This is a genomic window from Sphingomonas lycopersici, assembly GCF_026130605.1.
Lineage (GTDB): Bacteria > Pseudomonadota > Alphaproteobacteria > Sphingomonadales > Sphingomonadaceae > Sphingomonas > Sphingomonas lycopersici.
In genome coordinates, this window is record NZ_JANFAU010000002.1 from 585,486 (window position 1) to 609,954 (window position 24,469).

Sequence of the window (24,469 nt, forward strand, 5' to 3'; positions counted from 1 at the left end):
GTCAAACCTCATGCATGACGGTGGCTGCGCATGGCGAAGCTCGAGGTGATCCGCGTCACCCCCGGCAGCCGCGACAGCACGTCGCGGTGGAAGGCGGCATATTCCTCCATTCCCGCGATCTGCACCCGCAGCACATAATCCCCCGCCCCGGTCATCAGATACCATTCGCGCACCTCGGGATGCTGGCGCAGCGCGCGTTCGAAGCGGAGCAGATATTCCTCAGTCTGCCGTTCGAGCTCGACCTGGACGATCGCCACCGTCCCCTCGTCGGGCGCACCGCCGGCGACGATCGCGGTATAGCCGCGGATCACCCCCGATTGTTCGAGCAACTTCACCCGGCGCAGGCAGGCCGAAGGCGAGAGCCCCACCGCCTCCGCCAGCGCGCTGTTGGTGATCCGCGCATTGAGGCGAAGCTGGGTGAGGATACGGCGGTCGGCCTCGTCGAGGGTAGACATGCAGAATATGCCATTTGATCGAAGATTATTCTGTCATGTCGTATCCCACGCAACAATGCACGACAAATCGGCGGAGAATTCGAACGGGTCGCTGGCATTCCCGCACTCGGAGGATGCTCATGGCGAAACATCTTTGCCCCACCAGTTCGAGCCGGCTGACGATCGATCTGGGGGCGATCCGAGATAACTACCGGCTGATCGCCGCGCGCATCGCTCCCGCGATGTGCAGCGCGGTGGTCAAGGCCGATGCGTATGGGCTCGGCGCGGCGCGGGTCGCGCCGATGCTGCGCGACGCCGGGTGCGGCATCTTCTTCGTCGCGCAGCTCGGCGAAGCGATCGCGCTGCGCGAAGCGCTCGGCGCCGGCAGCGAGATCCTCATCCTCAACGGCGTCGACCCCGGCGGCGAGCGGCTTTGCGCCGATCACGGCCTCATCCCGGTGCTGAATTCGCTGAGCCAGGTCGAGCGCTGGCGCACACTGGCGCGCGAGCGCGGTACGGCGCTGCCCGCGGCACTGCAGGTCGATAGCGGCATGTCGCGGCTCGGCCTCGACGCCAGGTCGGTGGCGACGCTCGCCGACGACGCCGCCTTCCCCCGCGAGGTCTCGCTGCGGCTGCTGATGACCCACCTCGCCTGCGCCGACGCGCCCGGCAATTCCGCTAACGAAGCCCAGCTCGCACGGTTCGCGTTGGCGCGCGCGCGTTTCCCCGGCGTTCCCGCCTCGATCGCCAACAGCGGCGGCTCATTCCTCCCCGAAGAATTCCATTGCGACGTCGCGCGCCCCGGCATCGCGCTCTACGGCGTCGCGCCGAGCGCGCTGGCCGAGGGGCTGCGCCCGGTCGCGACGCTCGCCGCGCGCGTGATCCAGATCCGCGAGATCGAGGCCGGCACCGGGGTCGGCTACGGCCTCGATTACATCGCGTCCGAGCGGCGCCGGCTGGCGACGGTCGGCATCGGCTATGCCGACGGCTGGCCCCGCCACCTCAGCAATGTCGGCGCGGTCTGGCATCAGGGCACACGGCTGCCGATCACCGGGCGGGTGTCGATGGACAGCCTGACGGTCGACATCTCGGCGCTCCCCGACGAGGCGCTGGCCGAAGGCGATTTCGTCGAACTGCTCGGGCCCTCGCAAACGCTCGACGACGTCGCCGGCGAGGCCGGGACGATCGCTTATGAAATCCTCACCCAGCTCGGCCGGCGCCACGAACGCCGCTATGTCGACGGAGCACAGATATGCGCGTGATCGTTCTCGGCGCCGGCGTGGTCGGCGTGACCTCGGCTTATTATCTCCGGCAGGCCGGGCATGAGGTGGTGGTGATCGATCGCCAGCCCGGCCCCGCGCTCGAAACCAGCTTCGCCAACGCCGGGGAGGTTTCGCCCGGCTATGCCTCGCCCTGGGCCGCGCCGGGCATCCCGCAAAAGGCGGTGCGCTGGCTGATGATGAAGCACGCGCCGCTGATCCTGCGCCCCAAGCCCGATGCGGCGATGCTGCGCTGGCTGGCGATGATGCTGCGCAACTGCACCGAGGTGCGCTATGCGCTCAACAAGAGCCGGATGGTCGGCCTCGCCGAATTCAGCCGCGACGAATTGAAGGTGCTGCGCGAGAAGCTCGGCATCGCCTATGACGAGCGCGCGCAGGGCACGCTCCAGCTGTTCCGCACCGAAAAGCAGCTCGCCGGCGCGGCCAAGGACATGGCGGTGCTCGACGATTTCGGGGTCGAGTATGAATTGCTCGACCGCGCCGGCTGCATAGGCGCCGAGCCGGGGCTCGCCGCGACGAGCGACAAGTTCGTCGGGGGCTTGCGGCTGCCCGGCGACGAGACCGGCGATTGCCAGATGTTCACCCGCCAGCTCGCCGACTGGCTGGCGGCAAATGGTGTCGACTTCCGCTACAACACCAATATCGAGGCGCTGGAACGCGACGCCGGCCGCGTGTCGGGGGTCAGGACCAATGCCGGATTGGTGCGCGGCGACGCCTATCTCGTCGCGCTCGCGAGCTTTTCCCCCGCGCTGCTCAAGCCGTTCGGGCTCGGCCTGCCGGTCTATCCGGTGAAGGGCTATTCGATCACCGTGCCGGTGGCGGACCCGGATCGCGCGCCCGTCTCGACCTTGCTCGACGAGACCTACAAGATCGCGATCACCCGACTGGGCAGCCGCGTCCGCGTCGGCGGGATGGCGGAGATTTCGGGGTTCGACAACAGCCTCCCGGCGCGGCGGCAGGCGACCTTGCTCCACTCGCTCACCGATCTGTTCCCCGGCGGCGCGATCGTCGACGGCGAGACCAATTACTGGAGCGGCCTGCGCCCGATGACCCCCGACGGGCCGCCGGTGATCGGCGCGACCCCGGTCGACAATCTGTTCCTCAACACCGGGCACGGCACGCTCGGCTGGACGATGGGCTGCGGCTCGGGGCATCTGATCGCCAGCCTGATCGGCGGGACCAAGCCGGCGGTCGACCCGGCAGGATTGGCGATCGACCGCTATCGTTGAACCCCCACCTCCGCTGCTCCTCCCCACGTCACCCCAGCGAAAGCTGGGGTCTCGTGCCCCTAGTGGTGAGAACACAACAGATGAGTCCCGGAATCCTTTCCCGGCATGACGGCTGAGAGACGCGGGAACCATCCGTCTGAATCAATCCACCAGCGATCCGCGTGTGGAGGGAGATGCCAGCTTTCGCTGGCATGACGATGTGGGGTGCCGGATTTGCTTAGCCCCCTAGCAAAAAACCCAAGCATCACTTAGCGATAATCCGGTGAACGGGGTCATCGATAGTTCGTCCCGCCGGCGTCGGCAGTTGTCGCGGTTTGCGCTGGGAATAGCGGCGGCCGGCCTCCTCGCCGCCCCCGCGCTCGCGGCGGAAAGCGATCTGACGCTCTACGCCGATGCCATCGTGATCGACGGCACCGGCGCCCCGGCGCATCCGCATCAGGATATCCTCGTCCGCGGCGAGCGGATCGTCTCGATCGCGCCGCACGGGACGATCGCGGAGGGCGCGACCGCGCGACAGGTCGATCTCGCCGGGCGTTATGTCATCCCCGGGCTGATCGACAGCCACGTCCATCTCGCCACCCCGCCCAACAATGTCCGCGCCAAGGCGCTGCTCCGCCGCAACCTGTTCGGCGGGGTCACCGCGGTGCGCGACATGGCCGACGACCTGCGCCCGGTCGGCGAGTTGAGCCGCGAGGCGCTGACCGGGGAGATTCCCGCGCCCGATATCTATTATGCCGCCCTGATGGCCGGGCCGCCGTTCTTCCAGGACAAGCGCGTGCTCGCGGTATCGGTCGGCGCCAGGCCCGGAACCGCGCCGTGGATGCAGTCGATCGACGACGCCACCGATCTGCCCGCCGCGGTGACGCTGGCGCGCGGCACCTCGGCCACCGCGATCAAGATCTACGCCGATCTTCCGCCACGGCTGGTCAAGGCGATCACCGCGGAGGCGCATCGCCAGAATATCCGGGTGTGGGCGCATAGCGCGGTCTTCCCCACCCGCCCCGCCGACGTGATCGCCGCCGGCCCCGACAGCGTAAGCCACGTCTGCTATCTCGCCTATCAGGCCGCGCCGGTGATGCTCGCCGCTTATGAGGATCACACCCCGGTCAACGAGGCGTTGCTGGCGAAGAAGGGCGACGATCCGGTGATCGCGGGCCTCTATCGCGAGATGCTGAGGCGCGGCACGATCCTCGATGCGACCGGCAGCCTGTTCGTGCGCCCCGGCAAGGGGCACCGCTGCACCGGGCCGGCCACCATTCGGCTGACACAACAGGCGTGGCGCGCGGGCGTGCCGATCTCGACCGGCACCGATTTTTCGCTTGGCGCCGACCAGCAATGGCCCGAGGTGCACGAGGAACTGCTGTTCCTCGCGCGCGACGTGGGGATGCCCGCGCTCCAGGTGATCCGGTCGGCGACGCTGATCGGCGCCGAGGCGGCGGGGCAGGCGCGCGACATGGGGTCGATCGAGCCGGGCAAACTCGCCAATTTCGTCGTGCTGACGCGCGACCCGCTCGCGGATATCGCCAATATCCGCGCGATCGAGATGACGGTGAAACGCGGCCGCGCCTATCCGCGCGCCGATTACCGGCCGATCACAAAAACTGAACTGGGGGATGAGGATGGCGATTGATCGACGCGATTTCGTGACGCGCGCAAGCGCGCTCGCGGCAATGGGCATGGTCTCGGCGCCGGTGCTGGCGGCGGCTGAGGCAGGCGGCGATCCGATCGCCGACTGGATCGTCGTCAATGCGCTCGGCGGGCTCGGCGACCCCAATAGCCCGCCCGACGGCACGCGCAGCGCGATCAGCCAGCGCGTGCTGGCGGACGCGCACGCCTCCGGGGTGACCGCGATCAACATCACGCTCGGCTATGTCGCCGGCCCCGAGGAGCCGTTCGAGGACACCGTGCGCGATATCGCGACGACCGACCGGATGATCCGCGACAATCCGCGCGACCTGATCAAGATTCTCTCCGCCGCCGATATCCGCCGCGCCAAGGCGGAGAAGAAGGTCGGGCTGCTCTACGGCTTCCAGAATTGCGCGATGCTCGGCAAGGATGCGACGCGGGTCGATGTCTTCGCCGACCTCGGCGTGCGGGTGTTCCAGCTTACCTACAACCCCGCCAATCTGCTCGGCGACGGATCGATGGCGCCCGAAAATCGTGGGCTCACCCCGTTCGGCCGCGAGGTGATCGCGCGATTGAACGACCGGCGGGTGATGGTCGATCTGTCGCATAGCGGCGAGCGCACCTGTCTCGACGCCGCGCGCGCCTCGCGCACGCCGATCTCGATCAACCACACCGGCTGCCGCGCGCTGACCGATCTGCCGCGCAACAAGACCGATGCGGAATTGCGGCTGGTCGCCGAGCGCGGCGGGTTCGTCGGGATTTATTTCATGCCGTTCCTCAACCAGAGCGGGCATGCCAGTGCCGAGGACGTCGTGGCGCATATCGATCATGCGGTGAGCGTGTGCGGCGAGGATCATGTCGGGATCGGCACCGACGGCACGGTGACCCAGATCGACGATCTCAAGGTCTATGAGGCCAAGCTCGCCAAGGAGATCGCCGATCGCCGCGCCGCCGGGATCAGCGCCACCGGCGAGCGCCCCGATACCTATCCCTTCGTCGTCGACCTGCGCGGCCCCGATCAGTTCCGCAAGCTCGCGCGGTTGCTCGAAGCCAAGGGCTATTCCCCGCGCCGCGTGGAGAAGATCCTCGGGCTGAACTTCCTGCGCTACGCCGAGACGATATGGGACGGCTGACGCGATGATCGTGATCGGCGCGGACAAGGTCGCACGCGCGCTCGACCATTCCGGCTGCATCGCGCTGATGCGCGAGGCGATGATCGCCCTGTCCGAAGGGCGCTCGCAGCAATTGCTGCGCGGGATCATCGATCTCGGCGGCGGCGATGCCTTCGGGGTGATGCCCGGCGCGCTGGAGGGCGCGGGGTTCGGCGCGAAAGTGGTGAGCGTCTTCCCGGCCGCTGCCGCGAAGGGGCGGTCGCATCAGGGCGCGATCCTGCTGTTCGACCGCGACAGCGGCGCGCCGGTCTGCGTCGTCGATGCCGGCGAGGTCACCGCGATCCGCACCGCCTGCGCCTCCGCCGCCGCGACCGATGCGCTGGCGCGCGCCGATGCGACGCGGCTCGCGATCCTCGGCACCGGCGAACAGGCGTGGCAACATGCGCTGGCGATCCGCCACATCCGGCCGCTCGACCGCATCATCTTGTGGGGCCGCGACATGGAGAAGGCCGCCGGGCTCGCCGGGCGGATCGCCGAAACGCTCCCGCTGCCGGTCGAGGTCGCGCGCGATCCCGCGGAGGCGGTGCGCGACGCCGATATCGTCTGCACCACCACCGCCGCCGCCGAACCGATCCTTACCGGCGACGATATCGCGCCGGGCACCCATCTCAACCTGGTCGGATCGAGCCGCGCCGGCCCGGCGGAGATCGACGGCGCGCTCGTCCGCCGCGCGCGCTTCTTCCCCGATCATCGCGAGGGCGTGCTGGCGCAGGGCGCGGAGTTCCTGCGCGCGAAACAGGCCGGGCTGGTTGCCGACGATCATGTCCTGCCGGAAATCGGCGCAGTCTATGCCGGCGCGGTGCAAGGCCGACGCGACGCGCGCGAGATCACGATCTACAAGTCGCTCGGCTCGATCGTGCAGGATCTGGCCTGCGCGGCCTATCTCTATCGCAAGCTGGCATAGGGCGGCCGACACTCAATTTATCTCGTCATGCCGGACCTGATCCGGCATCCAGCGCCACACGCGGCCGTGTTTGTGGCTCCGGAGGACGGCAAGAGCGACGACCTGCCCCAGCGGCGCTATTTCACGGGAGACCCACTTGTTCACGATCGAGGAATTGGAGCGCGCGCATCGGCTCGTCCGCAGCATGCTCCCCGAAACGTTGCATTATGCCTGGCCGACGCTCGCCGCGCGGGTCGGCACGACCACCTGGATCAAGCACGAAAACCATTTGCCGACCGGCGCGTTCAAGGTGCGCGGCGGGCTCGTCCATGTCGAGCGCCTCGCGCGCGAAGGCCTCGCGCCCAACGGGCTGATCTCGGCGACGCGCGGCAACCACGGCCAGTCGCTCGCGCTCGCCGGGCGGCATTTCGGGGTGCCGGTGACGATCGTCGTCCCACGCGGCAACAGCGTCGAGAAGAATGACGCGATGCGCGCATTCGGCGCGACGCTGATCGAGCATGGCAATGATTTCGACGCCGCCAAGGTCGAGGCGGTCCGGCTCGCCGACGAACAGGATCTGTGGTTCGCCCCCTCGTTCCACCGCGATCTGGTCACCGGGGTCGCGACCTGGGCCTATGAGCTGCTCAGCGCCGCGCCCGATATCGATATCCTCTATGTCCCGATCGGGCTGGGTTCGAGCATCTGCGGCGCGATCCGCGTACGCGATCTGCTCGGCCGCAAGACCGAGATCGTCGGGGTGCAGAGCACCCACGCCCCCGCTTACGCTCGGTCGCTGGAGGCCGGCGAGCCGGTCGAGATCCCCTCGGCCGACACCCGCGCCGACGGGCTGGCGGTGCGGATTCCCGACCCAGCCGCGCTCGATATCATCCGCGCCGGGGTGTCGCGGATCGTTACCGTCAACGATGCCGAGATCGCCGATGCGGTGCGCGCTTACTGGGCCGACACCCACAATCTCGCCGAGGGCGCCGGCGCCGCCGCGCTCGCCGCGGTAGTGCAGGAGCGCGACCAGCTCGCCGGTCGCTGCGTCGGGCTCCCGCTGAGCGGCGGGAATATCGATCTCGCGCTGTTCAGCCGCTGGATTCTGGCGGGGGACTGAGTCGCTATTCCTTAATTTCCGTCATTCCCGCGAAGGCGGGAATCCATTGACGCTGAGGGTGCGATTCTAACGCCAGACCTGCGTGAATGGATTCCCGCCTTCGCGGGAATGACGAGAAGGGATCACTCCACCGTCACCGATTTCGCCAGGTTGCGCGGCTGATCGACATCGGTGCCCTTGGCCACCGCGACGTGATAGGCGAGCAATTGCACCGGCACGGCATAGACCAAAGGCGCGATCAGCGGGTGGACCTTGGGCATCGTGATCGTCGCGAGGCACCCCTCGCCCGCCGCCTCGACCCCGTCATAGTCGCTGATCAGCACCACCTTGCCGCCGCGCGCCTGCACTTCCTGCATGTTGCTGACGGTCTTGTCGAACAGCGGCCCGCTCGGCGCGATGACGATCACCGGGACATTCTCGTCGATCAGCGCGATCGGGCCGTGCTTCATCTCCCCCGCCGCATAACCTTCGGCGTGGATATAGCTGATTTCCTTGAGCTTTAACGCGCCCTCCAGCGCCAGCGGATAGTCCGTCCCGCGGCCAAGATAAAGCACGTCGCGCGCCCCCGCGACCGCGCCCGCCATCGCCTCGATCGCCTCGTCATAAGCGAGCGCGGCGTTGAGCGCCGCCGGCGCCTGCGCCAGATGCTTGACGATCGCCTTCTCGTCCGCCGGGGTCAATCTGCCCTTGGCGCGCGCGAGATTGGCGGCAAGCGCGGCGAGCACCGCGAGCTGACAGGTGAACGCCTTGGTCGAGGCGACCCCGATCTCCGGCCCGGCGTGGGTGGGGAGCAGCAGGTCTGCCTCGCGCGCCATCGTGCTCGTCGGGACATTGACCACCGCGGCGATCGTCTGCCCCTCGCTGCGCGCGTGGCGCAGCGCGGCGAGCGTATCCGCGGTCTCGCCCGATTGGCTGATGACGATCATCAGCCCGCCCGGCTCCATTACCGGCGTGCGATAGCGGAATTCGGATGCGACATCGAGGTCGACCGGCACCCGCGCGAATTGCTCGAACCAATATTTGGCGACCATCCCGGCGTAGAAGCTCGTGCCGCAGGCGACGATCGTCACGCGCTTGATCGACGACAGATCGTAATCGGGGATCGGCAGCGTGACGCGATCCTCCATCCGCTGGAGATAGGCGCGCAGCGTCTGGGCGACGACGATCGGCTGCTCGTAAATCTCCTTCTGCATGAAATGACGGTGGTTGCCCTTGTCGATCAGCGCCCCGGTCACCCCGGAGATCGTCACCGCGCGCTCGACGGGGGTATTGTCGCGATCGAACACCTCGGCGCTGTCCCGGGTGCAGATGACCCAATCGCCCTCCTCGAGATAGGCGATCCGCTGGGTCAGCGGCGCCAGCGCCAGCGCGTCGGAGCCAAGATAGGTCTCGCCGTCGCCATAGCCCACCACCAACGGCGAGCCGAGCCGCGCGCCGATCAGCATGTCGGGGTAATCGCGGAACAGGATCGCCAGCGCAAAGGCGCCGTGGAGCCGCGGCAGGATTTCGCGCACCGCCTCGGCCGGGGCGAGCCCGGCCTCGACCTTCTCGCTCACCAGATGCGCAACCACCTCGGTATCGGTCTCACTGGTGAAGACCCGACCGCGCGCGATAAGTTCCTCGCGCAACGACTTGAAATTCTCGATAATTCCATTGTGGACCACTGCGACGTGATCGGTCGCGTGCGGGTGCGCATTGTTGGTCGTCGGGCCGCCGTGGGTCGCCCAGCGGGTATGCGCGATCCCGACCGTGCCGGGCAGCGGATTGGCGGCAAGCTCGCGCGCCAGATTGACCAGTTTCCCCGAGGCGCGGCGACGATCGATCACCCCGTCGTGAACGGTGGCGACCCCGGCGGAATCATAGCCGCGATATTCCAGCCGCCGCAGCCCGTCGAGCAATCGCTCCGCCACGTCTTCCTTGCCCAGAATGCCTACGATGCCGCACATGAAACGCCTCGATCATCTAGAGTGTGTAGGGAATGCGGACCCCCGGCATCGTCGCCGGAAAGTCTTTGGTATTACGCGTTACCAGGATCGCCCCATTAACCTGCGCCGTCGCCAGGATGAAGGCATCGAGCAAGGTCATCCGCATCCGCTGGCGGATGTCCGCCGCCAATCTGGCGATGCGCTGGTCGATTTCCACCACCTCGAACGGCTGGAGCAGCGCCTGGATCTCGCTGCGCGTCTCCGGCGGCTCGCCGGCGAGCAATTCGGTCCAGACGATGCGGCTGATGCGATGCCGCGAATAGCGCCCGAGCTCGCCGATCGCCTCGGCGCGGCCGAACAGCCAGTCGACCAGGATATTGGTGTCGAAGAACGGGTCGGACACGCCGGTCAGCCGCGATCGTCACGCATCGCGCGCTGATAGTCGACCGCATCGCCGATATCGCGCCGCGCACGCCAATAGCCCGCGCCGCGCGCGATCCAATCGCCCCCGACCTCGGCACGAAACGCGGCCACCGCCTCGCGCACCAGCGCAGCGCGCGACTTGCCCTGCTCGGCCGCACGGCGATCGAGCCATTCGATATCCTCATCAGGAATGTCGACTAAAGTGCGCATGATTACCGTAACTTATCGACTCAATCTCCGTTCGCTCTGAGCTTGTCGAAGGGCTGCACCTCTTCATCGGAAGGAAATGCAGGGCTTCGACAAGCCCAGCCCGAACGGGGCAGATATGATATCTAGATATCATATCGCGATATCATTTCAACCTTTCTTCCGCGCGATCATCTTCTCGCGGAAGCGCGCGGCCCAGCCCGGCTTTTCTTCCTGCGCCGGGCGGACGAGCGCGAGCGCGTCGGCGCTCACCTCCCGCGTCACTACCGAGCCGGCGCCGACGATCGCGCCGTCCCCGATCGTCACCGGGGCGACCAGCGCCGAATTGGAGCCGATGAACGCCCCCGCGCCGATCTTGGTCTTATATTTGAAGAAACCGTCGTAATTGCATGTAATCGTGCCCGCACCGATATTGGCACCGGCGCCGATCTCGGCATCGCCGAGATAGGTCAGATGGTTGGCCTTGGCGCCCTCGCCGAGCACCGCTTTCTTCATCTCGACGAAATTGCCGACCCGCGATTTGGCCTCCATCACCGCGCCGGGGCGGAGCCGCGCATAGGGGCCGACCGAACAGCCCGGGCCGACGCTGGCGCCCTCGAGATGGCTGAAGGCGTGGATGATCGCGCCGTCGGCGATCGTCACCCCGGGGCCGAACACCACATTGGGTTCGATCGTCACATCGCGGCCGACCTTGGTATCGTAAGCGAACCACACCGTCTCGGGCGCGATCAGTGTCGCGCCGTCGGCCATCGCCTCGGCGCGGCGGCGATCCTGCCACGCCCGCTCCACCGTCGCGAGTTCGGCGCGGCTGTTGACCCCGGCGACCTCGGCCTCGCCCGTCTCGATCACCGCCGACGCGCGCCCGTCGGCAGCGGCGAGCATCACGATATCGGGAAGATAGAATTCGCCCGCCGCATTGTCGTTGCCGACTCGCGCGAGCAGCGCGAACAGATCCTCGCCGCGCACCGCCATCAGGCCCGAGTTACAAAGATTTACAGCGCGTTCTTCAGGCGTCGCATCCTTATATTCGACCATCTTGACGATCCGCCCGTCGGGGCCGGCGACGATCCGGCCATAAGCCGCGGGATCGAGCGGCCGGAAGCCGAGTACGACCGCGGCGGGGCGGTCGGCGGCGTGGAGCCGATCGAGCATCTCGCGCATCGTCGCCGTCCCGATCAGCGGCACATCGCCATAGAGAACAAGCACATCGCCCGCGAACCCGCCCAGCGCCGTCTCCGCCTGGCGCACCGCATGCGCGGTGCCGAGCTGTTCCGTCTGATGCACCACCTCCGCGCCGAGCGGGGCAACCGCCGCCTCGACCTGCGCCCGCCCGGCACCGACCACCACCACGGTGCGTGCCGGCGCCAGTGCCGCAACATTGTCCAGCAGATGCAGCAGCATCGGCCGCCCGGCGAGCGGATGGAGCACTTTGTGCAGATCGGACTTCATCCGCGTGCCCTTGCCCGCGGCGAGGACGATGGCGGCGATCGGAGCGGCAGACGGTTTGTCGTTCATAAAAGACGCTTTCGCATTGGATGCTTGCCATTTCCAGAGCGCTGCTGTCTGGCGCATGACCGATGCATGTTTTTCCGTTCACGATCGTCGGGTTCGATCTCGACGGCACGTTGCTCGATACCAGCGCCGACCTGACCGCGGCGGTCAACCACGCCCTCGCGGCGGACGGGCGCGCGCCGCTGGCGTTCGACGACCTGCGGTCGATGATCGGCGGGGGCGGGCGGCGGATGATGTCGCTGGCGCTGGCGGCGACCGGCGGATATGACGAGGCGCTGCTCGACCGGCTCAATGCGGTGATGATCGACTTTTACGCGGCGCATATCGCGGACCATACGACTCCTTTTCCCGGCGCGGTGGCGATGCTCGACGAATTGGCGGCGCGCGACGTGAAGATCGCGATGGTCACCAACAAGGCGGAGGCGCTGACCCGCCCGCTGCTCGATACGCTCGGCCTCACCGCGCGCTTCACGACGATCATCGGCGGCGCGGGCAAGCCCTCCCCGCTGCCGATCGAGACAATGATCGCGCAATGCGGGGGTCTGGACGACGGCGGCCGCGCGGCGTTCGTCGGCGATTCGCATTTCGACGTCGACGCCGCGCAGGCCGCGGGGATACCCGCCGTGGCCTGTGCGTTCGGGTTCCTCACCAAGCCGGTCGACCAACTCGGCGCCGACGCCGTGATCGACCATTTCGACGAACTGATCCCGACCCTCGAGACATTATGACTTACCAGGAACGCCTGACGATCTGGCGACTGTTGCTTGCGGTCGCATTGTCCTTCGCCATCACGATGGCGCTGCTGCCGCACCCGCCAACGCTGGTGAACGTCAGCGACAAATGGCAGCATATGGCTGCCTTCGCGACGATCACGATGTTCGCGGTGCTCGGTTACCCGCACACCCCGCTGCTGCGCATCGCCGAGCGGCTGTCGTTCGTCGGCGCGCTGATCGAGGTGGCGCAGTCGATCCCCGCGCTGCACCGCGATTGCGATATCTTCGACTGGGTCGCCGATACCGCGGCGATCCTTGCGGTGATCATCGTCGTGGCGATCATCCGGCATGTCTGGAACGACGCCACATTTTGATCCACAGATGCCGCGCGAGCATCGCCGGCGGCATCCGCAGCCAATGTGACCTGACGTAAAAGGCGAGCCGCGTCGCCGGCCGCGTCCCGCGCCCCCAGCCGTCGCGCGCCAGCAGGCGGCGGCGCGCGGCGGCGTCGAACAGCGGCTCGGCGGGTTGCGGCGGGATTGGCGTATCGAACAGCGCCGCCGCCAGCCGCAACGCGCGCGCCACCGCCCGCGACGCCTGATGCTCGGCCGCACGGGAGACGAGCCGCGCAGGGTAATCGGCATCGCGCGCGGCGAATTCGCGCACCAGCCGGTCGATATCCCACAGGTTGCGCAGGCCCCCCGAAAGATCGCCGTCGGCGAACAGATGGATCGCGGCATGGATCACCACATCCTCGGGCGACAGCATCGCGACGCCATCGGCCAGCGGCACCGCGTCGGCGATCAGCTTCGCCGGATCGGGGGTGGAACGCGCGGTCGGCGGGAGGATCGTATGGTGGACGTCGATCATGCGATCGCGCTCGCGGTGGATCAGCGGTGGCAGCTCGTGCATCCAGCGCCGGTAATAGGCATCGTCATAGGGATCGGATTTCACCCATTCCCACCCGGCATCGAGCAATGCCGCCTCCGCCCGTGCCAGCATGTCCGCCGGGACGAGGATGTCGAGATCGCCGATATGCCGCCCCTGCCCCGCATCGAGCCCGGCGGCGACGAACGCCGTCCCTTTGAGCAGGATCACCGGGCAATCGAGCGCGGCAAGCGCGCGCCGCGCCATCACCGCCTCCCACAAGGCCTGCCGCCGCCCTTCCTCCGCCGACAGGATTGCCGCCGCGAGGATCGCCTCGACCGGGGCCGGCAGCGGCAACCCGCGCAACCGGAATGCGAGCGTGCCGATCAGCAGCTCGGCGCGCGCGATCGCGATCACCGCATTCCATTGCGCCGCATCGAGCGCGCGCGCCTCGCCCGGCGCGGCGAGCAGGCGGCACAGCAGCCGCGCGCTCATCCTTCGGCCTCGATCGCGGCGATCGCGGCGTCGGCGTCGGGATAGTCGAGCGCCATCGCCGGGGTTTCACGGACGAAGCGGGTCATCGCCGCAAAACCGCGCTCGCCCAACGCGACATAATTGGTCGAGGCCTGGGTCAACCGCACGAACGCCTCGCCGGCCCCCACCGTGCGGCGCTCGGCCGCGAAGCCGAAGCGCGGGAACACCAGCCGCACCGCGCGCGCCGGCACCTGCATCGCCGCGACCGCCGTATCGTCGGGGACGAGGTGACGGATATCGCCCTTCGGCGTCCCCGCCATCAGCGGCCCGAACCGCGCCGCCGGCAACGCCGCGCGGACGACCGCAATCGCCGCGTTCTTCAGGCTGACGAGCCGCGGAAAGGCGTGAACCAGCCCGGTCTCGGGGTCGACCAGCGCGAATTCGTCCCCCATCAGCCGCCAGCCGCGCGCGGCGAGCAGCGCCGCCAGCGTCGATTTCCCCGCCCCCGATTCGCCGGTCAGCACGATCGCTTCCCCGCCGCGCTCGACCGTCGCGGCGTGGAGCAGCAGGAAGCGCCGCTCGCCCAGCGCGAGTTGCAGGTTCATCGCCATTTCGGCGGCGAGCAGCCCGTGCGCCAGCGGCAGCGGCGCGGCATCGGGGAGCATATAATCCCCCGCGATCGCCACCGAGGGGCGGATGAACCGCCGCCACGGCCGCGTCGCCGAGAGCCGGACATTGTAATCGGCGATCCCGTCGTCCGGCGTCGGATAGCCCGCGTAAAGCGTGCGCAGCGCCGCCACCGGCGCGCGCCAGTCGCTCCCGACGCGAAACCCCACCGGGCCGATGCGGACCGAAAAGACGTGTCTCATCGCGCCTCGACCAGCCCCGCGGCGACCAGTTCGTCGAGCCGCTCGATCAGCGCCGCATGTTCGTCATCGGCAAGCCCGAACGCCGCCGCCAGCGCCTCGATCGAGCGCCACTCCCCCGCCATCGCCGCGAGCAGCTCGGGCACCGGCGCGACGACGATATGGGTCAGCCCCGACGCGCGATGATAGATCGCGACGAGATCGTCGAGCGGCGCAACGCATAGCCCCTCGGCAACCGGCGCGCGATAGCGCGTCGCGGCCACCGCTTTTTACTTCCGCAGCATCTGGAGCGAGGCGAAGCAGGTGAAGCCGGCGGTGCCGCGCTGCAGCCGGCCGACATATTTGAGATAGGCCCGGCTGCGTTCATAATCCACGCCGGGCAGATTGCCCCCGCTCGCCAGCGCTCGCTTCACATCCTCGCCCTTCAGCGGGCGCGGCGGCGGGGCGAAGGCATTCTTGGTGCCGGCGGGGACGACATTGCCGTTGCTGTCGATAAACCCGCCCGCGCGGCTCGGATCGGGCACCGGGATGTCGCAGGCGAGCACTGAGCCGGCGGTCTGCGCCAGCGCCGGGCGGATCGAGACGACCGCCGCCGCCCCGGCCGCGCCGAGCATCAGCGCACGCCGCCGCGTCGCGCCCTCCGCTGTCGTGTCGCCCTCGTCGCTCATCGCCGTGTCAGTCCCATAATCGGCCCCGGCAGACAAGCCGGGCAAAGAAAGCGTATCGCAACGGGACGTTACGATATGATTTGCGTTCTCTGCGCATGCTTTCCCCCTCCCCTGTGTCCCCGCGAAGGCGGGGACCCAGGCTGGCCTCCCGCCTTCGCGGGAGCACAATGCGGGTTGCCGTACGCTAAAAAGATCAGGAAATGCCGAGTTCCGCCGGGCACCGATCCGCCCTAAACGCGGGGCTGTGCTGGACGGAATCACCCCTCGCGGCTGGCTGGCGGCCGGGATCGTCGCCGTGACGGCGATGACGGCTTATGCCCTGTCCGGCGACTGGCAGGTCGCGACCGTATCGCTGGCGGGCGGGCTCGTCGCGTTGCTCGCCGCGTCGCAGATGCGCGAGGAGCGCGAGGCGGAAGCCGCCGCGCTGGCGCGCGAGACGGCGGTGCCCGGCCCGGCGATCGAGGTCGCGATCGACGCGATCATCGAGCCGGTGCTGCTGATCGAGGGCACCCGCGTCGCGCTCGCCAACCGCGCGGCACGCACCTTGCTCGGCGATCATGTCGCGGGCGAGGACGTGCGCACCGCGATCCGGCATCCCGCGGCGGTCGCCTATCTCGCCGAACTGGCCAACGGCAAGGCGCAGCCGCCGATCGAGCTGGTCGGGCTCGGCGGGCTGAGCCAGCGCTGGGAAATGCGCGCCAGCGCGCTCGACGGCCACCGCCGGCTGGTCCAGCTGATCGACCGCACCGACAGCCACGCCGCCGAGAAGATGCGTGTCGATTTCGTCGCCAACGCCAGCCACGAGCTGCGCACCCCGCTCGCCTCGATCATCGGCTATGTCGAAACGCTTGCCGACGAGGCCGGCGAAGACCCCGACATCCGCGCGCGCTTCCTGCGCATCGTGCTCGACGAGGCGAAGCGGATCGAGCGGCTGGTCGAGGATCTGATGAGCCTGTCGCGGATCGAGGCGGACAAATTCCGCCCGCCCAGCGATACGGTCGATCTCGGCGAGCTGATCGACGATGTCGCCGCCGCGCTGGCCGGCGCGCACAACGGGCGCGGGCGCGACATCACGCTTCACGTCACCCCCGGGCTGCCGATGCTGACCGGCGATGCGGTGCAATTGTCGCAATTGCTCCACAATCTCATCGGCAATGCGATGAAATATGGGCGGCCGGGCACCCCGATCCGGGTCGAGGCCGCCCCCGCCGCCGCCGGGATGGTCCGGCTGGTGGTCGCCGATCAGGGCGACGGCATCGCGGCGGATCACCTGCCGCGGCTCACCGAGCGTTTCTATCGCGTCGATGCGGGGCGCAGCCGGTCGCTCGGCGGGACCGGGCTCGGACTCGCGATCGTCAAGCACGTCGTCGAGCGGCATCGCGGCCGGCTCGACATCGCCAGCATCGTCGGGGAAGGCACGCGGGTAACGGTGATGCTGCGCGCCGCCGATCCGGCTGTCATATTATCGTAACAAGAATGTCACACGGGCGCAGAGGGAACCGGCTGCGCCTCCGCGTGGCCGATGGGGACAGAATGATTTGCCGCCTCGCGCTGCTTGCCGCCATCGCGTTGCTGCCCGCCTGTCGAGATCAGGCGGCGGGCGGCGGCGGCGGCGCGCGCGGCCAGATCAAGGTGGTGGGTTCGTCGACCGTCTATCCCTTCACCGCGATCGTCGCCGAACGTTTCCTTGCCGACACGCCGGGCGCGAGACCGCCGGTGATCGAATCCACCGGCACCGGCGGCGGGATGCGGTTGTTCTGCAGCGGGATCGGCGCGGCCTATGCCGATATCGCCGATGCCTCGCGGCGGATGAAGCGCAGCGAATATGAATTGTGCGCGCGCAACGGCGCCGGCGACCTGCTCGAAATCCAGATCGGCGTCGACGGCGTCGCCTTCGCCGAATCGCGCGAGGGGCCGGGCATGAAGCTGACCCCGGCCGACCTCTATCGCGCGCTCGCCGCGGCGCCGGGCGGGAAGCCGAACCGGGCGAGCGTGTGGCGCGACGTCAACCCGGCGCTGCCCGACGTGCCGATCCGCGTCTACGGCCCGCCCGCGACCAGCGGCACCCGCGATACGCTCGCCGGGCTGATCCTCGCGCGCGGCTGCGAACAGGTCGATCCGACCGCCGCCGCACTGCACCGGCGCGACCCCGATGCCTTCGCGGTCCGCTGCGAGCGGATGCGCGACGACGGCGCCTATGTCGATGCGGGGGAAAACGACAATCTCATCGTCCAGAAGCTCGCCGCCAATCCCACCGCGATCGGGGTGTTCGGCTACAGCTATCTCCAGGAAAACACCGCCACCGTCAGAGGGTTGCCGATCGCCGGGGTGGCGCCGAGCCGCGCCACGATCGCCGACGGCAGTTATCCCGGCGCGCGCGCGCTCTACATTTACGTCAAGAAAGCGCATCTCGGCGCGGTGCCGGGGCTGCGGCAATTCCTCGCGCATTATGCCGCGGCCTGGGGCGTCAACGGGCCGCTCGCCCGGCGCGGGCTGATTGCGGCGCCGGATGCGGTACAGGCGCGCTCGGCGGCGATCATCCGCAACGAAACGCCGCTCGATCCGCGGGAGCTGCAATGATGCTGGCGCATCGCTCTCCCCTTTGTGTCCCTGCGAAGGCGGGGACCCAGTCTGGGCTCCCGCCTTCGCGGGAGCACAAGCGGTGGCTGGGCACTACGCTCTCCATTTACCTGCGGGCGGACAGCGCATGTCCCCGCTGACGCTCATCTTCCTCATCTTCGCGCTCGGCATGATCGGGTGGTTCACCGCGCGCGCTCGCGCGGTGCGCTTCCGGCTCGCGAGCCCCGGCCGGTTCGGGTCGCTCCCCGGCCACCACGCCGCCTATGTCGCCTTGTGGACGATCCTCCCCCCGCTCGCCTTCCTGCTGATCTGGCGCTTCGTCTCGCCCGCTTTGGTCACCGACGCGGTGCTGGCGACCCCGGCGGCGAGCACCCTGCCGCCGTCCGGCTTCGAGCGCGCCGCGATCCTCTCCGAGGCGCGCCACCTCGCCCACGGGCGCGGCACCGGCGCGTTCCATACGCTGTCGACCGCGCTCGCCCCGGCCTATGCCGCCGCGCAATCGCGCTACGACGTGATCGCCGCGGCGATCGCGCTGCTGCTCGCTTTGGGCGGTGGGATGCTCGCCTTCCTCCGCGTCGCCCCGGCGCTCACCGCGCGGACGCGGGTCGAGCGGCTGGTGATGGGGCTGCTGCTCGCCGCCTCGCTGATCGCGATCCTCACCACCCTCGGGATCGTCGCCAGCCTGCTGATCGAAAGCGCCCGCTTCTTCGCGATCGTCCCGATCGGCGATTTCCTGTTCGGCACGCACTGGTCGCCGCAGGTGATCGACCCCGCCGATCCCGGCGCGGCGCTCGGCGCGGTGCCGCTGTTCTGGGGCACTTTCTTCATCGGTGCGGTGATCGCGATGCTCGTCGCGATCCCGTTCGGGCTGATGAGCGCGATCTACCTCACCCAATATGCGCATCCCGCGACGCGCCGCCGGGTCAAGCCGATGCTCGAGATCCTCGCCGGGGTGCCGACGATCGTTTACGGCTATTTTGCCGCGCTGACCGTCGCCCCCGCGGTCCGCGATCTCGGGGCGACGCTCGGCATCGCCTCCGCCTCCTCCGAAAGTGCGCTCGCCGCGGGGCTGGTGATGGGCATCATGATCATCCCCTTCGTCTCCTCGACCGCCGACGATTCGCTCGCCGCCGTCCCCGCCGAGATGCGCGACGGCAGCCTCGCGCTCGGCGCAACGCCTTCGGAAACGATCCGCCGCGTCCTGCTTCCCGCCGCGCTGCCGGGCGTCGCGGGGGGCGTGCTGCTCGCGATCAGCCGCGCGATCGGCGAGACGATGATCGTCGTGATGGCCGCTTCCGGGGTGGCGTCGCTGACGCTCAACCCCTTCGCCCCGACCACCACCGTCACCAAGCAGATCGTCGACCTGCTGACCGGCGAAGCCGCGTTCGACAGCGCCAAGACGCTCGCTGCCTTCGCGCTCGGGCTTACCCTGTTCGTCATCACCTTGTTGTTCAACGTCGTCGCGCTGGTGATCGTGAAACGATATCGCGAGGCGTATGAATAGCCGCCCGCCCGCCACCCCGACCGATTGGTCCGGCGCGCCGATGCAGCGCCGCATCGCGAAGCGCTATCGCGCCGAGCGGCGCTTCCGCCTGCTCGGGCTGGCCGCGGTCGGCCTGTCGGCGGCGTTCCTCGCGATGCTGATCGGGGTGATGCTGTTGCGCGGCGTCGGCGGCTTCACCGAGACGCGGATCGCGCTGCCGCTCGATCTTGCGGGAACCAAGATCGCCGGGCTCGAACAAGCGGTCGATGCCGCCGCCGACCGCGCCTATCCGCGCCTCGGCGGTGCCGCATTGCTGTCGGACGGCGCCTGGCTGCGCGTGCGCGACGCGGTGAAGGCCGATCCGGGCCTCCTCACCCGCCCCGCGACGCTCGACGTGCCCGCGGCGAGCGCGATCGACCTCGCTTTCAAGGGCAAGGGCACGCCTTCGGCCGAAGCCGCGGTGGCGGCGCTGGGCGATCGGCTGTCGCGCGCGCCCAATATGACCTTCCTCACCGGCGCGGATTCGACCGATCCGACGCGCGTCGGGATCTGGGGGGCGCTCAAGGGGTCGTTGCTGACGATCATCGCCACGATCGCGATCGCTTTCCCGGTCGGGCTCCTCGCGGCGCTCTATCTCGAGGAATATGCGCCCAAGAACCGCTGGACCGATCTGATCGAGGTCTCGATCAACAATCTCGCCGCGGTGCCCTCGATCATCTTCGGGCTGCTCGGGCTGGCGGTCTTTCTCGGCACTTTCGGTCTCACCCGCTCCGCATCAATAGTCGGCGCCCTGACGCTGGCGTTGATGACGATGCCGGTGATCGTCATTACCGCGCGCAATGCGATCAAGGCGGTGTCGCCGTCGATCCGCGATGCGGCGCTCAGTGTCGGCGCCTCGCCGGTGCAGGTGGTGTTCCACCACGTCCTGCCGCTGGCGATGCCGGGCATCCTGACGGGAACGATCATCGGCACCGCGCGCGCATTGGGCGAGACCGCGCCGCTGCTGCTGATCGGGATGCGCGCCTTCATCGCCGCGCCGCCGACCAAGCTCAGCGATCCGGCGACGGTGCTCCCGGTGCAGGCGTTCCTGTGGTCCGACGAGGTCAACCGCGGCTTCGTCGAGAAGACCTCCGCGGCGATCGTCGTGCTGCTTGCGCTGCTGCTCGCACTCAACGGCCTCGCCATCTATCTCCGCAACCGTTTCGAGACCCGCCGGTGACCCGCGACGACACCCTTCCCAAGATGACCGCCCGGCACGTCAACGTCTTCTATGGCGCGAACCAGGCGATCGCCGACGTGTCGATCGACGTGCGCCGCGACGAGGTGACCGCGTTCATCGGCCCCTCGGGCTGCGGCAAATCGACCTTCCTGCGCACGCTCAACCGGATGAACGATACCGTCGCCGCGGCGCGGGTGGAGGGCGAGATCCGTCTCGACGGCGCCGATATCTATGCTCGCGACATGGACGTGGTGCAGCTGCGCGCGCGGGTCGGGATGGTGTTCCAGAAGCCCAACCCCTTCCCCAAGTCGATCTACGAGAATGTCGCTTACGGTCCGCGTATCCACGGGCTGGCCAAGGGCAAGGCCGATCTCGACCGGATCGTCGAGGAGGCGCTGTCGCGCGCCGGGCTGTGGAGCGAAATCAAGGACCGGCTCGGCACATCGGGCACCGCGCTTTCCGGCGGGCAGCAGCAGCGGCTGTGCATCGCGCGCGCGATCGCGGTCGAGCCCGAGGTGATTCTGATGGACGAGCCGTGCAGCGCGCTCGATCCGATCGCCACCGCGCGGATCGAGGAGCTGATCCACGAATTGCGCGGCCGCTACGCGATCGTCATCGTCACCCACAATATGCAGCAGGCTGCGCGCGTCAGCCAGAAGACCGCATTCTTCCACCTCGGCCGGCTGATCGAATATGCCGACACGTCGGACATCTTCACCAACCCGCGCGAAGAGCGCACCAAAGATTATATCACCGGCCGCTACGGCTGAGAGGAACCGCGATGGCAATCGGGCAGGAACATACGGTCAAGGCGTTCGATCTGGATATCGGTGAGCTTCGCGGGCTGATCGGCCAGATGGGCGGCGTCGCGGAGCAGGCGATCGCCGACGCGATCGCCGCGCTGCAGCACGGCGACCTCGATCTCGCCCAACGCGTGCGTGAGGGCGACAAGGCGCTCGACGCGCTCGAGCTGGAGGTGGAGCGCAATGCGGTGCGCATCATCGCGCTGCGCGCGCCGCTCGCCAACGACCTGCGCGAGGTGGTCGCCGCGCTCAAGATCGCCGGGGTGGTCGAGCGGATCGGCGATTATGCCAAGAATATCGCCAAGCGCGTGCCGATGATCGAGGGCGAAGGCGCCGACCGGATCGAGCCGGTCTCGGTGATCGCGGCGATGGCACGGATGGCCTCCGGCATGGTCCATGACGTGCTCGACGCCTTCGCCGCGCGCGACACCGAAAAGGCGCTCGCCGTCTATGAGCGCGACGATGCGCTCGACGATTTCTATGACAGCATCTTCCGTACCCTCGTGACCTATATGGTCGAGAACCCGCGCACGATCAGCCAGGTCGCGCACCTGCTGTTCGTGGCGAAGAATCTGGAACGTATCGGCGACCATGCAACGAATGTCGCCGAAATGGTGTATTTTGCCGCCACCGGCACCCGGTTGGCTGATCGAGAAAGGGTAACCCACTGATGCCCCGAGCCCGCATGCTTCTGGTCGAGGACGACGCCAGCCTCGCCGAATTGCTGATCTGGCATTTCAAGCGCGAGGATTTCGACGTCGCGCATACCATCGACGGCGAGGAAGCATTGCTGCTCGCCAAGGAGAAGGTGCCCGATATCGTCCTGCTCGACTGGATGGTCGAGGGCATTTCGGGGATCGAGGTGTGCCGCCGCCTGCGCCGCGCCGCCGATACCCAGAACGTGCCGATCATCATGCTCACCGCGCGCGGCGAGGAAGAGGATCGCGTGCGCGGGCTGGAGACGGGCGCGGACGATTATGTCACCAAGCCCTTCTCCCCGCGCGAGCTGGTCGCGCGGGTCGGCGCGGTGCTGCGCCGCGTGCGTCCGGCGCTCGCCGGCGAGGCGCTGAGCTATGCTGATCTGGAGATGGATACGGTGGGGCATAAGGTGCGCCGCGGCGGGCAGATCATCCCGCTCGGCCCGACCGAATTCCGCCTGCTCAAGCATTTCCTGGAGCATCCCGGCCACGTCTTTTCGCGCGAGCGGCTGCTCGACAGCGTGTGGGGCCACGACAGCGATATCGAGAGCCGCACCGTCGACGTTCATATCCGCCGGCTGCGCAAGGCGATCAACGAAGGCGGCCGCCAGGATATCATCCGCACCGTCCGTTCGGCCGGCTATGCGCTGGACGCCGGCGGGTAAAAAATTGTGCCGTTGTCGAATCGCTACCGAAACGACGGAGCCAACCGGCGGGTCGTGCGTTGGGCTGTGGCGTGCGTTCGACGCACGGAGCGTTTCCTGACAGGAGATTTTCGCATGAAGTTCGTTCTTCTGGCGGCCGCGGCGCTGATCGCCGCCCCCGCTATGGCACAAGACCAGGCGCCCGCCCCCGCTCCGAACCCGGGCGGCTATCAGCCGAACGCGCCGGCGCTTCAGGGCACCCCGGCGCCGGGCTCGACCGTGCGTTTCCAGCAGGCGCCCGATCCCAACACCGCCTTCCCGCCGCCGCCGGCGAAAGAAAGCTATCCGGTCTGCAAGAAGGGCCAGTTCGACGGCTGCCGTCAGGTCGGCAACGGCGACGGCTTCTCCGAGGGCGCCGCTGCCGGCAAGCATGCCAAGAAGCACGCGCGTCATCACGGCAAGAAAGCGGTCCACAAGACCACGGTGACGACCACCACGACCAAGACCACCACGCCCGCGAAATAAGCGGCGGGTTCGACGGGCGGTTGCGCCCGTTTGAATGATGAGTATGGAAAGGCGCTTCAATCGTATCGATAGGAGCGCCTTTTCCATGTCCATCCGTTTCGACGACAAGGTCGCGATCGTCACCGGCGCCGGCGGCGGCCTGGGGCGCGAATATGCGCTTGAGCTCGCCCGGCGCGGCGCGAAGGTGGTGGTCAACGATCTCGGCGGCGATCGCACCGGCACCGGCGCGTCGGACGCCGCGCAGAAGGTTGTCGCTGAGATCGAGGCCGCCGGCGGCACCGCGATGGCCAATGGCGCCAGCGTCACCGATTATGAGCAGATGGCCGAAATGGTCGCCCGCGCGAAGGAGAAATGGGGCGGCGTCCACGTCCTGATCAACAATGCCGGCGTGCTGCGCGACAAGACCTTCGCCAAGATGGAGCCGGCCGATTTCGAATTCGTGGTCAAGGTCCATCTGATCGGCTCGGCCTTCGCCACCAAGGCATGCTGGGAAACCTTCCGCGAGCAGAATTACGGCCGCATCCTGATGACCGCCTCGTCGACCGGGCTGTTCGGCAATTTCGGCCAGGCCAATTACGGCGCCGCCAAGCTCGGGCTCGCCGGGCTCACCAAGACGCTCTACCTCGAAGGCGCGAAGAACAACATCAAGGTCAACACGATCGCGCCGGTCGCCGGCACGCGGATGACCGAGGACCTGTTCCCGGCCGAGGCGTTCAAGGCCTTCTCGCCGGAAAAGGTGGTGCCCGCGGCTTTGTTCCTGGTCAGCGAGGATGCCCCGACCAACCAGATCGTCGGCGCCGGCGCCGGGGTGTTCCAGGCGAGCTATGTCACGCTGACCGAAGGTAAATTGCTGACCGGCGAGGATCTGTCGCCGGAGGGCGTGCAGAAATATTGGGCCGAGATCACCAACCGCACCGGCGAGATCGTCCCGGAATCGGGCGCCGCGCAATCGATGCTGATCGGCAAGAAGCTCGCTGGGGGCTGATCTTCGCCCGCCCGCGCGCCCCTCCCTTGAACAAGGGAGGGCCCGGGGGTGGGTGGTTTCTCTAGGAAAATTAGGAGGCGTCCGCGCTGCTACGATGGCGCCTCGGCAGACGCGCTTAGGGCTGAAACTGTCTCCA

General features: G+C 68.2%; 26 protein-coding genes. 17 read left to right on the forward strand and 9 right to left on the reverse strand.

Going from position 1 to position 24,469, the window contains the following annotated elements; translation table 11 throughout:
• Window positions 1-8 precede the first annotated feature (8 nt).
• The gene (locus NED98_RS06025) at window positions 9-455 is read right to left on the reverse strand and encodes an Lrp/AsnC family transcriptional regulator (protein WP_265312232.1); all 447 of its coding nucleotides are present in this window, start codon (window positions 453-455) and stop codon (window positions 9-11) included.
• A 119-nt stretch (window positions 456-574) separates the two neighbouring features.
• Between NED98_RS06025 and alr the strand changes: the two genes are divergently transcribed.
• From alr to NED98_RS06055, 6 genes are all read left to right on the forward strand, one after another.
• The gene (gene alr, locus NED98_RS06030; protein ID WP_265312233.1) at window positions 575-1,696 is read left to right on the forward strand and encodes an alanine racemase; all 1,122 of its coding nucleotides are present in this window, start codon (window positions 575-577) and stop codon (window positions 1,694-1,696) included.
• Complete coding sequence (locus NED98_RS06035; protein ID WP_265312234.1) at window positions 1,687-2,943, forward strand: D-amino acid dehydrogenase; 1,257 nt, start codon at window positions 1,687-1,689, stop codon at window positions 2,941-2,943. Before alr ends, NED98_RS06035 begins: the two co-directional genes overlap by 10 nt.
• A 304-nt stretch (window positions 2,944-3,247) precedes the next feature.
• Complete coding sequence (locus NED98_RS06040; RefSeq protein ID WP_265312235.1) at window positions 3,248-4,573, forward strand: amidohydrolase family protein; 1,326 nt, start codon at window positions 3,248-3,250, stop codon at window positions 4,571-4,573.
• A complete protein-coding gene (locus tag NED98_RS06045) occupies window positions 4,563-5,702 on the forward strand; it encodes a dipeptidase (RefSeq protein ID WP_265312236.1) in 1,140 nt (379 codons plus the stop codon). The genes NED98_RS06040 and NED98_RS06045 overlap by 11 nt, the downstream gene beginning before the upstream one ends.
• 4 nt (window positions 5,703-5,706) lie before the next feature.
• A complete protein-coding gene (locus NED98_RS06050; RefSeq protein WP_265312237.1) occupies window positions 5,707-6,645 on the forward strand; it encodes an ornithine cyclodeaminase family protein in 939 nt (312 codons plus the stop codon).
• 136 nt (window positions 6,646-6,781) lie between these two features.
• A complete protein-coding gene (locus NED98_RS06055) occupies window positions 6,782-7,741 on the forward strand; it encodes a threonine dehydratase (RefSeq protein ID WP_265312238.1) in 960 nt (319 codons plus the stop codon).
• Window positions 7,742-7,863: 122 nt separating this feature from the next.
• On the opposite strand, the gene glmS is transcribed toward NED98_RS06055, so the two are convergent.
• From glmS to glmU, 4 genes are all read right to left on the reverse strand, one after another.
• Window positions 7,864-9,687: a glutamine--fructose-6-phosphate transaminase (isomerizing) gene (gene glmS / locus NED98_RS06060; protein ID WP_265312239.1), complete on the reverse strand. Its 1,824-nt coding sequence runs from the start codon at window positions 9,685-9,687 to the stop codon at window positions 7,864-7,866.
• Window positions 9,688-9,703: 16 nt separating this feature from the next.
• Window positions 9,704-10,069: a type II toxin-antitoxin system VapC family toxin gene (locus NED98_RS06065; protein WP_179511906.1), complete on the reverse strand. Its 366-nt coding sequence runs from the start codon at window positions 10,067-10,069 to the stop codon at window positions 9,704-9,706.
• Between the two features lie 5 nt (window positions 10,070-10,074).
• Window positions 10,075-10,299: a ribbon-helix-helix protein, CopG family gene (locus NED98_RS06070; RefSeq protein WP_218850069.1), complete on the reverse strand. Its 225-nt coding sequence runs from the start codon at window positions 10,297-10,299 to the stop codon at window positions 10,075-10,077.
• Window positions 10,300-10,446: 147 nt separating this feature from the next.
• The gene (gene glmU / locus NED98_RS06075) at window positions 10,447-11,811 is read right to left on the reverse strand and encodes a bifunctional UDP-N-acetylglucosamine diphosphorylase/glucosamine-1-phosphate N-acetyltransferase GlmU (protein WP_265312240.1); all 1,365 of its coding nucleotides are present in this window, start codon (window positions 11,809-11,811) and stop codon (window positions 10,447-10,449) included.
• 62 nt (window positions 11,812-11,873) lie between these two features.
• Here glmU and NED98_RS06080 point away from each other — a divergent pair, with 62 nt between their 5' ends.
• Window positions 11,874-12,536, forward strand: coding sequence for an HAD hydrolase-like protein (locus tag NED98_RS06080; protein WP_265312241.1), 663 nt, complete (start codon window positions 11,874-11,876; stop codon window positions 12,534-12,536).
• Complete coding sequence (locus NED98_RS06085) at window positions 12,533-12,895, forward strand: VanZ family protein (RefSeq protein WP_265312242.1); 363 nt, start codon at window positions 12,533-12,535, stop codon at window positions 12,893-12,895. Before NED98_RS06080 ends, NED98_RS06085 begins: the two co-directional genes overlap by 4 nt.
• Here the strand turns inward: NED98_RS06085 and NED98_RS06090 are convergent.
• Genes NED98_RS06090 through NED98_RS06105 form a run of 4 tightly spaced genes read right to left on the reverse strand, consistent with a single transcriptional unit; the run spans window position 12,861 to window position 15,396 of the window.
• Window positions 12,861-13,883 carry a nucleotidyltransferase domain-containing protein gene (locus NED98_RS06090; RefSeq protein ID WP_265312243.1) on the reverse strand — a complete coding sequence of 341 codons (1,023 nt, stop codon included), beginning with the start codon at window positions 13,881-13,883 and terminating at the stop codon, window positions 12,861-12,863. The genes NED98_RS06085 and NED98_RS06090 overlap by 35 nt on opposite strands.
• A complete protein-coding gene (locus NED98_RS06095; protein ID WP_265312244.1) occupies window positions 13,880-14,731 on the reverse strand; it encodes an HprK-related kinase A in 852 nt (283 codons plus the stop codon). The genes NED98_RS06090 and NED98_RS06095 overlap by 4 nt, the downstream gene beginning before the upstream one ends.
• Window positions 14,728-14,991, reverse strand: a complete 264-nt coding sequence (locus tag NED98_RS23270; RefSeq protein ID WP_265268991.1) for an HPr-rel-A system PqqD family peptide chaperone — start codon at window positions 14,989-14,991, stop codon at window positions 14,728-14,730. The genes NED98_RS06095 and NED98_RS23270 overlap by 4 nt, the downstream gene beginning before the upstream one ends.
• Window positions 14,992-14,997: 6 nt before the next feature.
• On the reverse strand, window positions 14,998-15,396 hold the full coding sequence (locus NED98_RS06105; protein WP_179511913.1) for a hypothetical protein: 399 nt from the start codon (window positions 15,394-15,396) through the stop codon (window positions 14,998-15,000).
• Window positions 15,397-15,640: 244 nt separating this feature from the next.
• On the opposite strand from NED98_RS06105, the gene NED98_RS06110 reads away from it, so the two are divergent.
• The 9 genes from NED98_RS06110 to NED98_RS06150 all read left to right on the forward strand — a co-directional run bounded on the left by NED98_RS06110 (window position 15,641) and on the right by NED98_RS06150 (window position 24,333).
• Window positions 15,641-16,867 (forward strand): ATP-binding protein, encoded by a 1,227-nt coding sequence (locus tag NED98_RS06110; RefSeq protein ID WP_265268990.1) that lies wholly within the window; start codon window positions 15,641-15,643, stop codon window positions 16,865-16,867.
• 62 nt (window positions 16,868-16,929) lie between these two features.
• Window positions 16,930-17,976: a substrate-binding domain-containing protein gene (locus NED98_RS06115; protein ID WP_265312245.1), complete on the forward strand. Its 1,047-nt coding sequence runs from the start codon at window positions 16,930-16,932 to the stop codon at window positions 17,974-17,976.
• A gap of 127 nt (window positions 17,977-18,103) precedes the next feature.
• Window positions 18,104-19,480: a phosphate ABC transporter permease subunit PstC gene (gene pstC / locus NED98_RS06120; protein WP_265312246.1), complete on the forward strand. Its 1,377-nt coding sequence runs from the start codon at window positions 18,104-18,106 to the stop codon at window positions 19,478-19,480.
• Window positions 19,473-20,678: a phosphate ABC transporter permease PstA gene (gene pstA, locus NED98_RS06125; protein ID WP_265312247.1), complete on the forward strand. Its 1,206-nt coding sequence runs from the start codon at window positions 19,473-19,475 to the stop codon at window positions 20,676-20,678. Before pstC ends, pstA begins: the two co-directional genes overlap by 8 nt.
• A 23-nt stretch (window positions 20,679-20,701) precedes the next feature.
• Window positions 20,702-21,448: a phosphate ABC transporter ATP-binding protein PstB gene (pstB, locus tag NED98_RS06130; RefSeq protein WP_265312313.1), complete on the forward strand. Its 747-nt coding sequence runs from the start codon at window positions 20,702-20,704 to the stop codon at window positions 21,446-21,448.
• An 11-nt stretch (window positions 21,449-21,459) separates the two neighbouring features.
• Window positions 21,460-22,152 (forward strand): phosphate signaling complex protein PhoU, encoded by a 693-nt coding sequence (gene phoU, locus NED98_RS06135; RefSeq protein WP_179511916.1) that lies wholly within the window; start codon window positions 21,460-21,462, stop codon window positions 22,150-22,152.
• Window positions 22,152-22,844, forward strand: a complete 693-nt coding sequence (gene phoB / locus NED98_RS06140; RefSeq protein WP_179511917.1) for a phosphate regulon transcriptional regulator PhoB — start codon at window positions 22,152-22,154, stop codon at window positions 22,842-22,844. The genes phoU and phoB overlap by 1 nt, the downstream gene beginning before the upstream one ends.
• 114 nt (window positions 22,845-22,958) lie before the next feature.
• On the forward strand, window positions 22,959-23,348 hold the full coding sequence (locus NED98_RS06145; RefSeq protein WP_179511918.1) for a hypothetical protein: 390 nt from the start codon (window positions 22,959-22,961) through the stop codon (window positions 23,346-23,348).
• A gap of 85 nt (window positions 23,349-23,433) precedes the next feature.
• Window positions 23,434-24,333 carry an SDR family NAD(P)-dependent oxidoreductase gene (locus tag NED98_RS06150; RefSeq protein ID WP_265312248.1) on the forward strand — a complete coding sequence of 300 codons (900 nt, stop codon included), beginning with the start codon at window positions 23,434-23,436 and terminating at the stop codon, window positions 24,331-24,333.
• The last annotated feature ends 136 nt before the right edge of the window (window positions 24,334-24,469 follow it).

Excerpts from the sequence above, each read along its gene's own strand:
- NED98_RS06025 (WP_265312232.1), bottom strand. The coding sequence starts at position 455 with ATGTCTACCCTCGACGAGGCCGACCGCCGTATCCTCACCCAGCTTCGC.
- alr (WP_265312233.1), top strand. The coding sequence starts at position 575 with ATGGCGAAACATCTTTGCCCCACCAGTTCGAGCCGGCTGACGATCGAT.
- NED98_RS06035 (WP_265312234.1), top strand. The coding sequence starts at position 1,687 with ATGCGCGTGATCGTTCTCGGCGCCGGCGTGGTCGGCGTGACCTCGGCT.
- NED98_RS06045 (WP_265312236.1), top strand. The coding sequence starts at position 4,563 with ATGGCGATTGATCGACGCGATTTCGTGACGCGCGCAAGCGCGCTCGCG.
- NED98_RS06050 (WP_265312237.1), top strand. The coding sequence starts at position 5,707 with ATGATCGTGATCGGCGCGGACAAGGTCGCACGCGCGCTCGACCATTCC.
- glmS (WP_265312239.1), bottom strand. The coding sequence starts at position 9,687 with ATGTGCGGCATCGTAGGCATTCTGGGCAAGGAAGACGTGGCGGAGCGA.
- NED98_RS06070 (WP_218850069.1), bottom strand. The coding sequence starts at position 10,299 with ATGCGCACTTTAGTCGACATTCCTGATGAGGATATCGAATGGCTCGAT.
- glmU (WP_265312240.1), bottom strand. The coding sequence starts at position 11,811 with ATGAACGACAAACCGTCTGCCGCTCCGATCGCCGCCATCGTCCTCGCC.
- NED98_RS06080 (WP_265312241.1), top strand. The coding sequence starts at position 11,874 with ATGCATGTTTTTCCGTTCACGATCGTCGGGTTCGATCTCGACGGCACG.
- NED98_RS06085 (WP_265312242.1), top strand. The coding sequence starts at position 12,533 with ATGACTTACCAGGAACGCCTGACGATCTGGCGACTGTTGCTTGCGGTC.
- NED98_RS06090 (WP_265312243.1), bottom strand. The coding sequence starts at position 13,883 with ATGAGCGCGCGGCTGCTGTGCCGCCTGCTCGCCGCGCCGGGCGAGGCG.
- NED98_RS06095 (WP_265312244.1), bottom strand. The coding sequence starts at position 14,731 with ATGAGACACGTCTTTTCGGTCCGCATCGGCCCGGTGGGGTTTCGCGTC.
- NED98_RS06105 (WP_179511913.1), bottom strand. The coding sequence starts at position 15,396 with ATGAGCGACGAGGGCGACACGACAGCGGAGGGCGCGACGCGGCGGCGT.
- NED98_RS06115 (WP_265312245.1), top strand. The coding sequence starts at position 16,930 with ATGATTTGCCGCCTCGCGCTGCTTGCCGCCATCGCGTTGCTGCCCGCC.
- pstC (WP_265312246.1), top strand. The coding sequence starts at position 18,104 with ATGTCCCCGCTGACGCTCATCTTCCTCATCTTCGCGCTCGGCATGATC.
- pstA (WP_265312247.1), top strand. The coding sequence starts at position 19,473 with ATGAATAGCCGCCCGCCCGCCACCCCGACCGATTGGTCCGGCGCGCCG.
- pstB (WP_265312313.1), top strand. The coding sequence starts at position 20,702 with ATGACCGCCCGGCACGTCAACGTCTTCTATGGCGCGAACCAGGCGATC.
- phoU (WP_179511916.1), top strand. The coding sequence starts at position 21,460 with ATGGCAATCGGGCAGGAACATACGGTCAAGGCGTTCGATCTGGATATC.
- phoB (WP_179511917.1), top strand. The coding sequence starts at position 22,152 with ATGCCCCGAGCCCGCATGCTTCTGGTCGAGGACGACGCCAGCCTCGCC.
- NED98_RS06145 (WP_179511918.1), top strand. The coding sequence starts at position 22,959 with ATGAAGTTCGTTCTTCTGGCGGCCGCGGCGCTGATCGCCGCCCCCGCT.
- NED98_RS06150 (WP_265312248.1), top strand. The coding sequence starts at position 23,434 with ATGTCCATCCGTTTCGACGACAAGGTCGCGATCGTCACCGGCGCCGGC.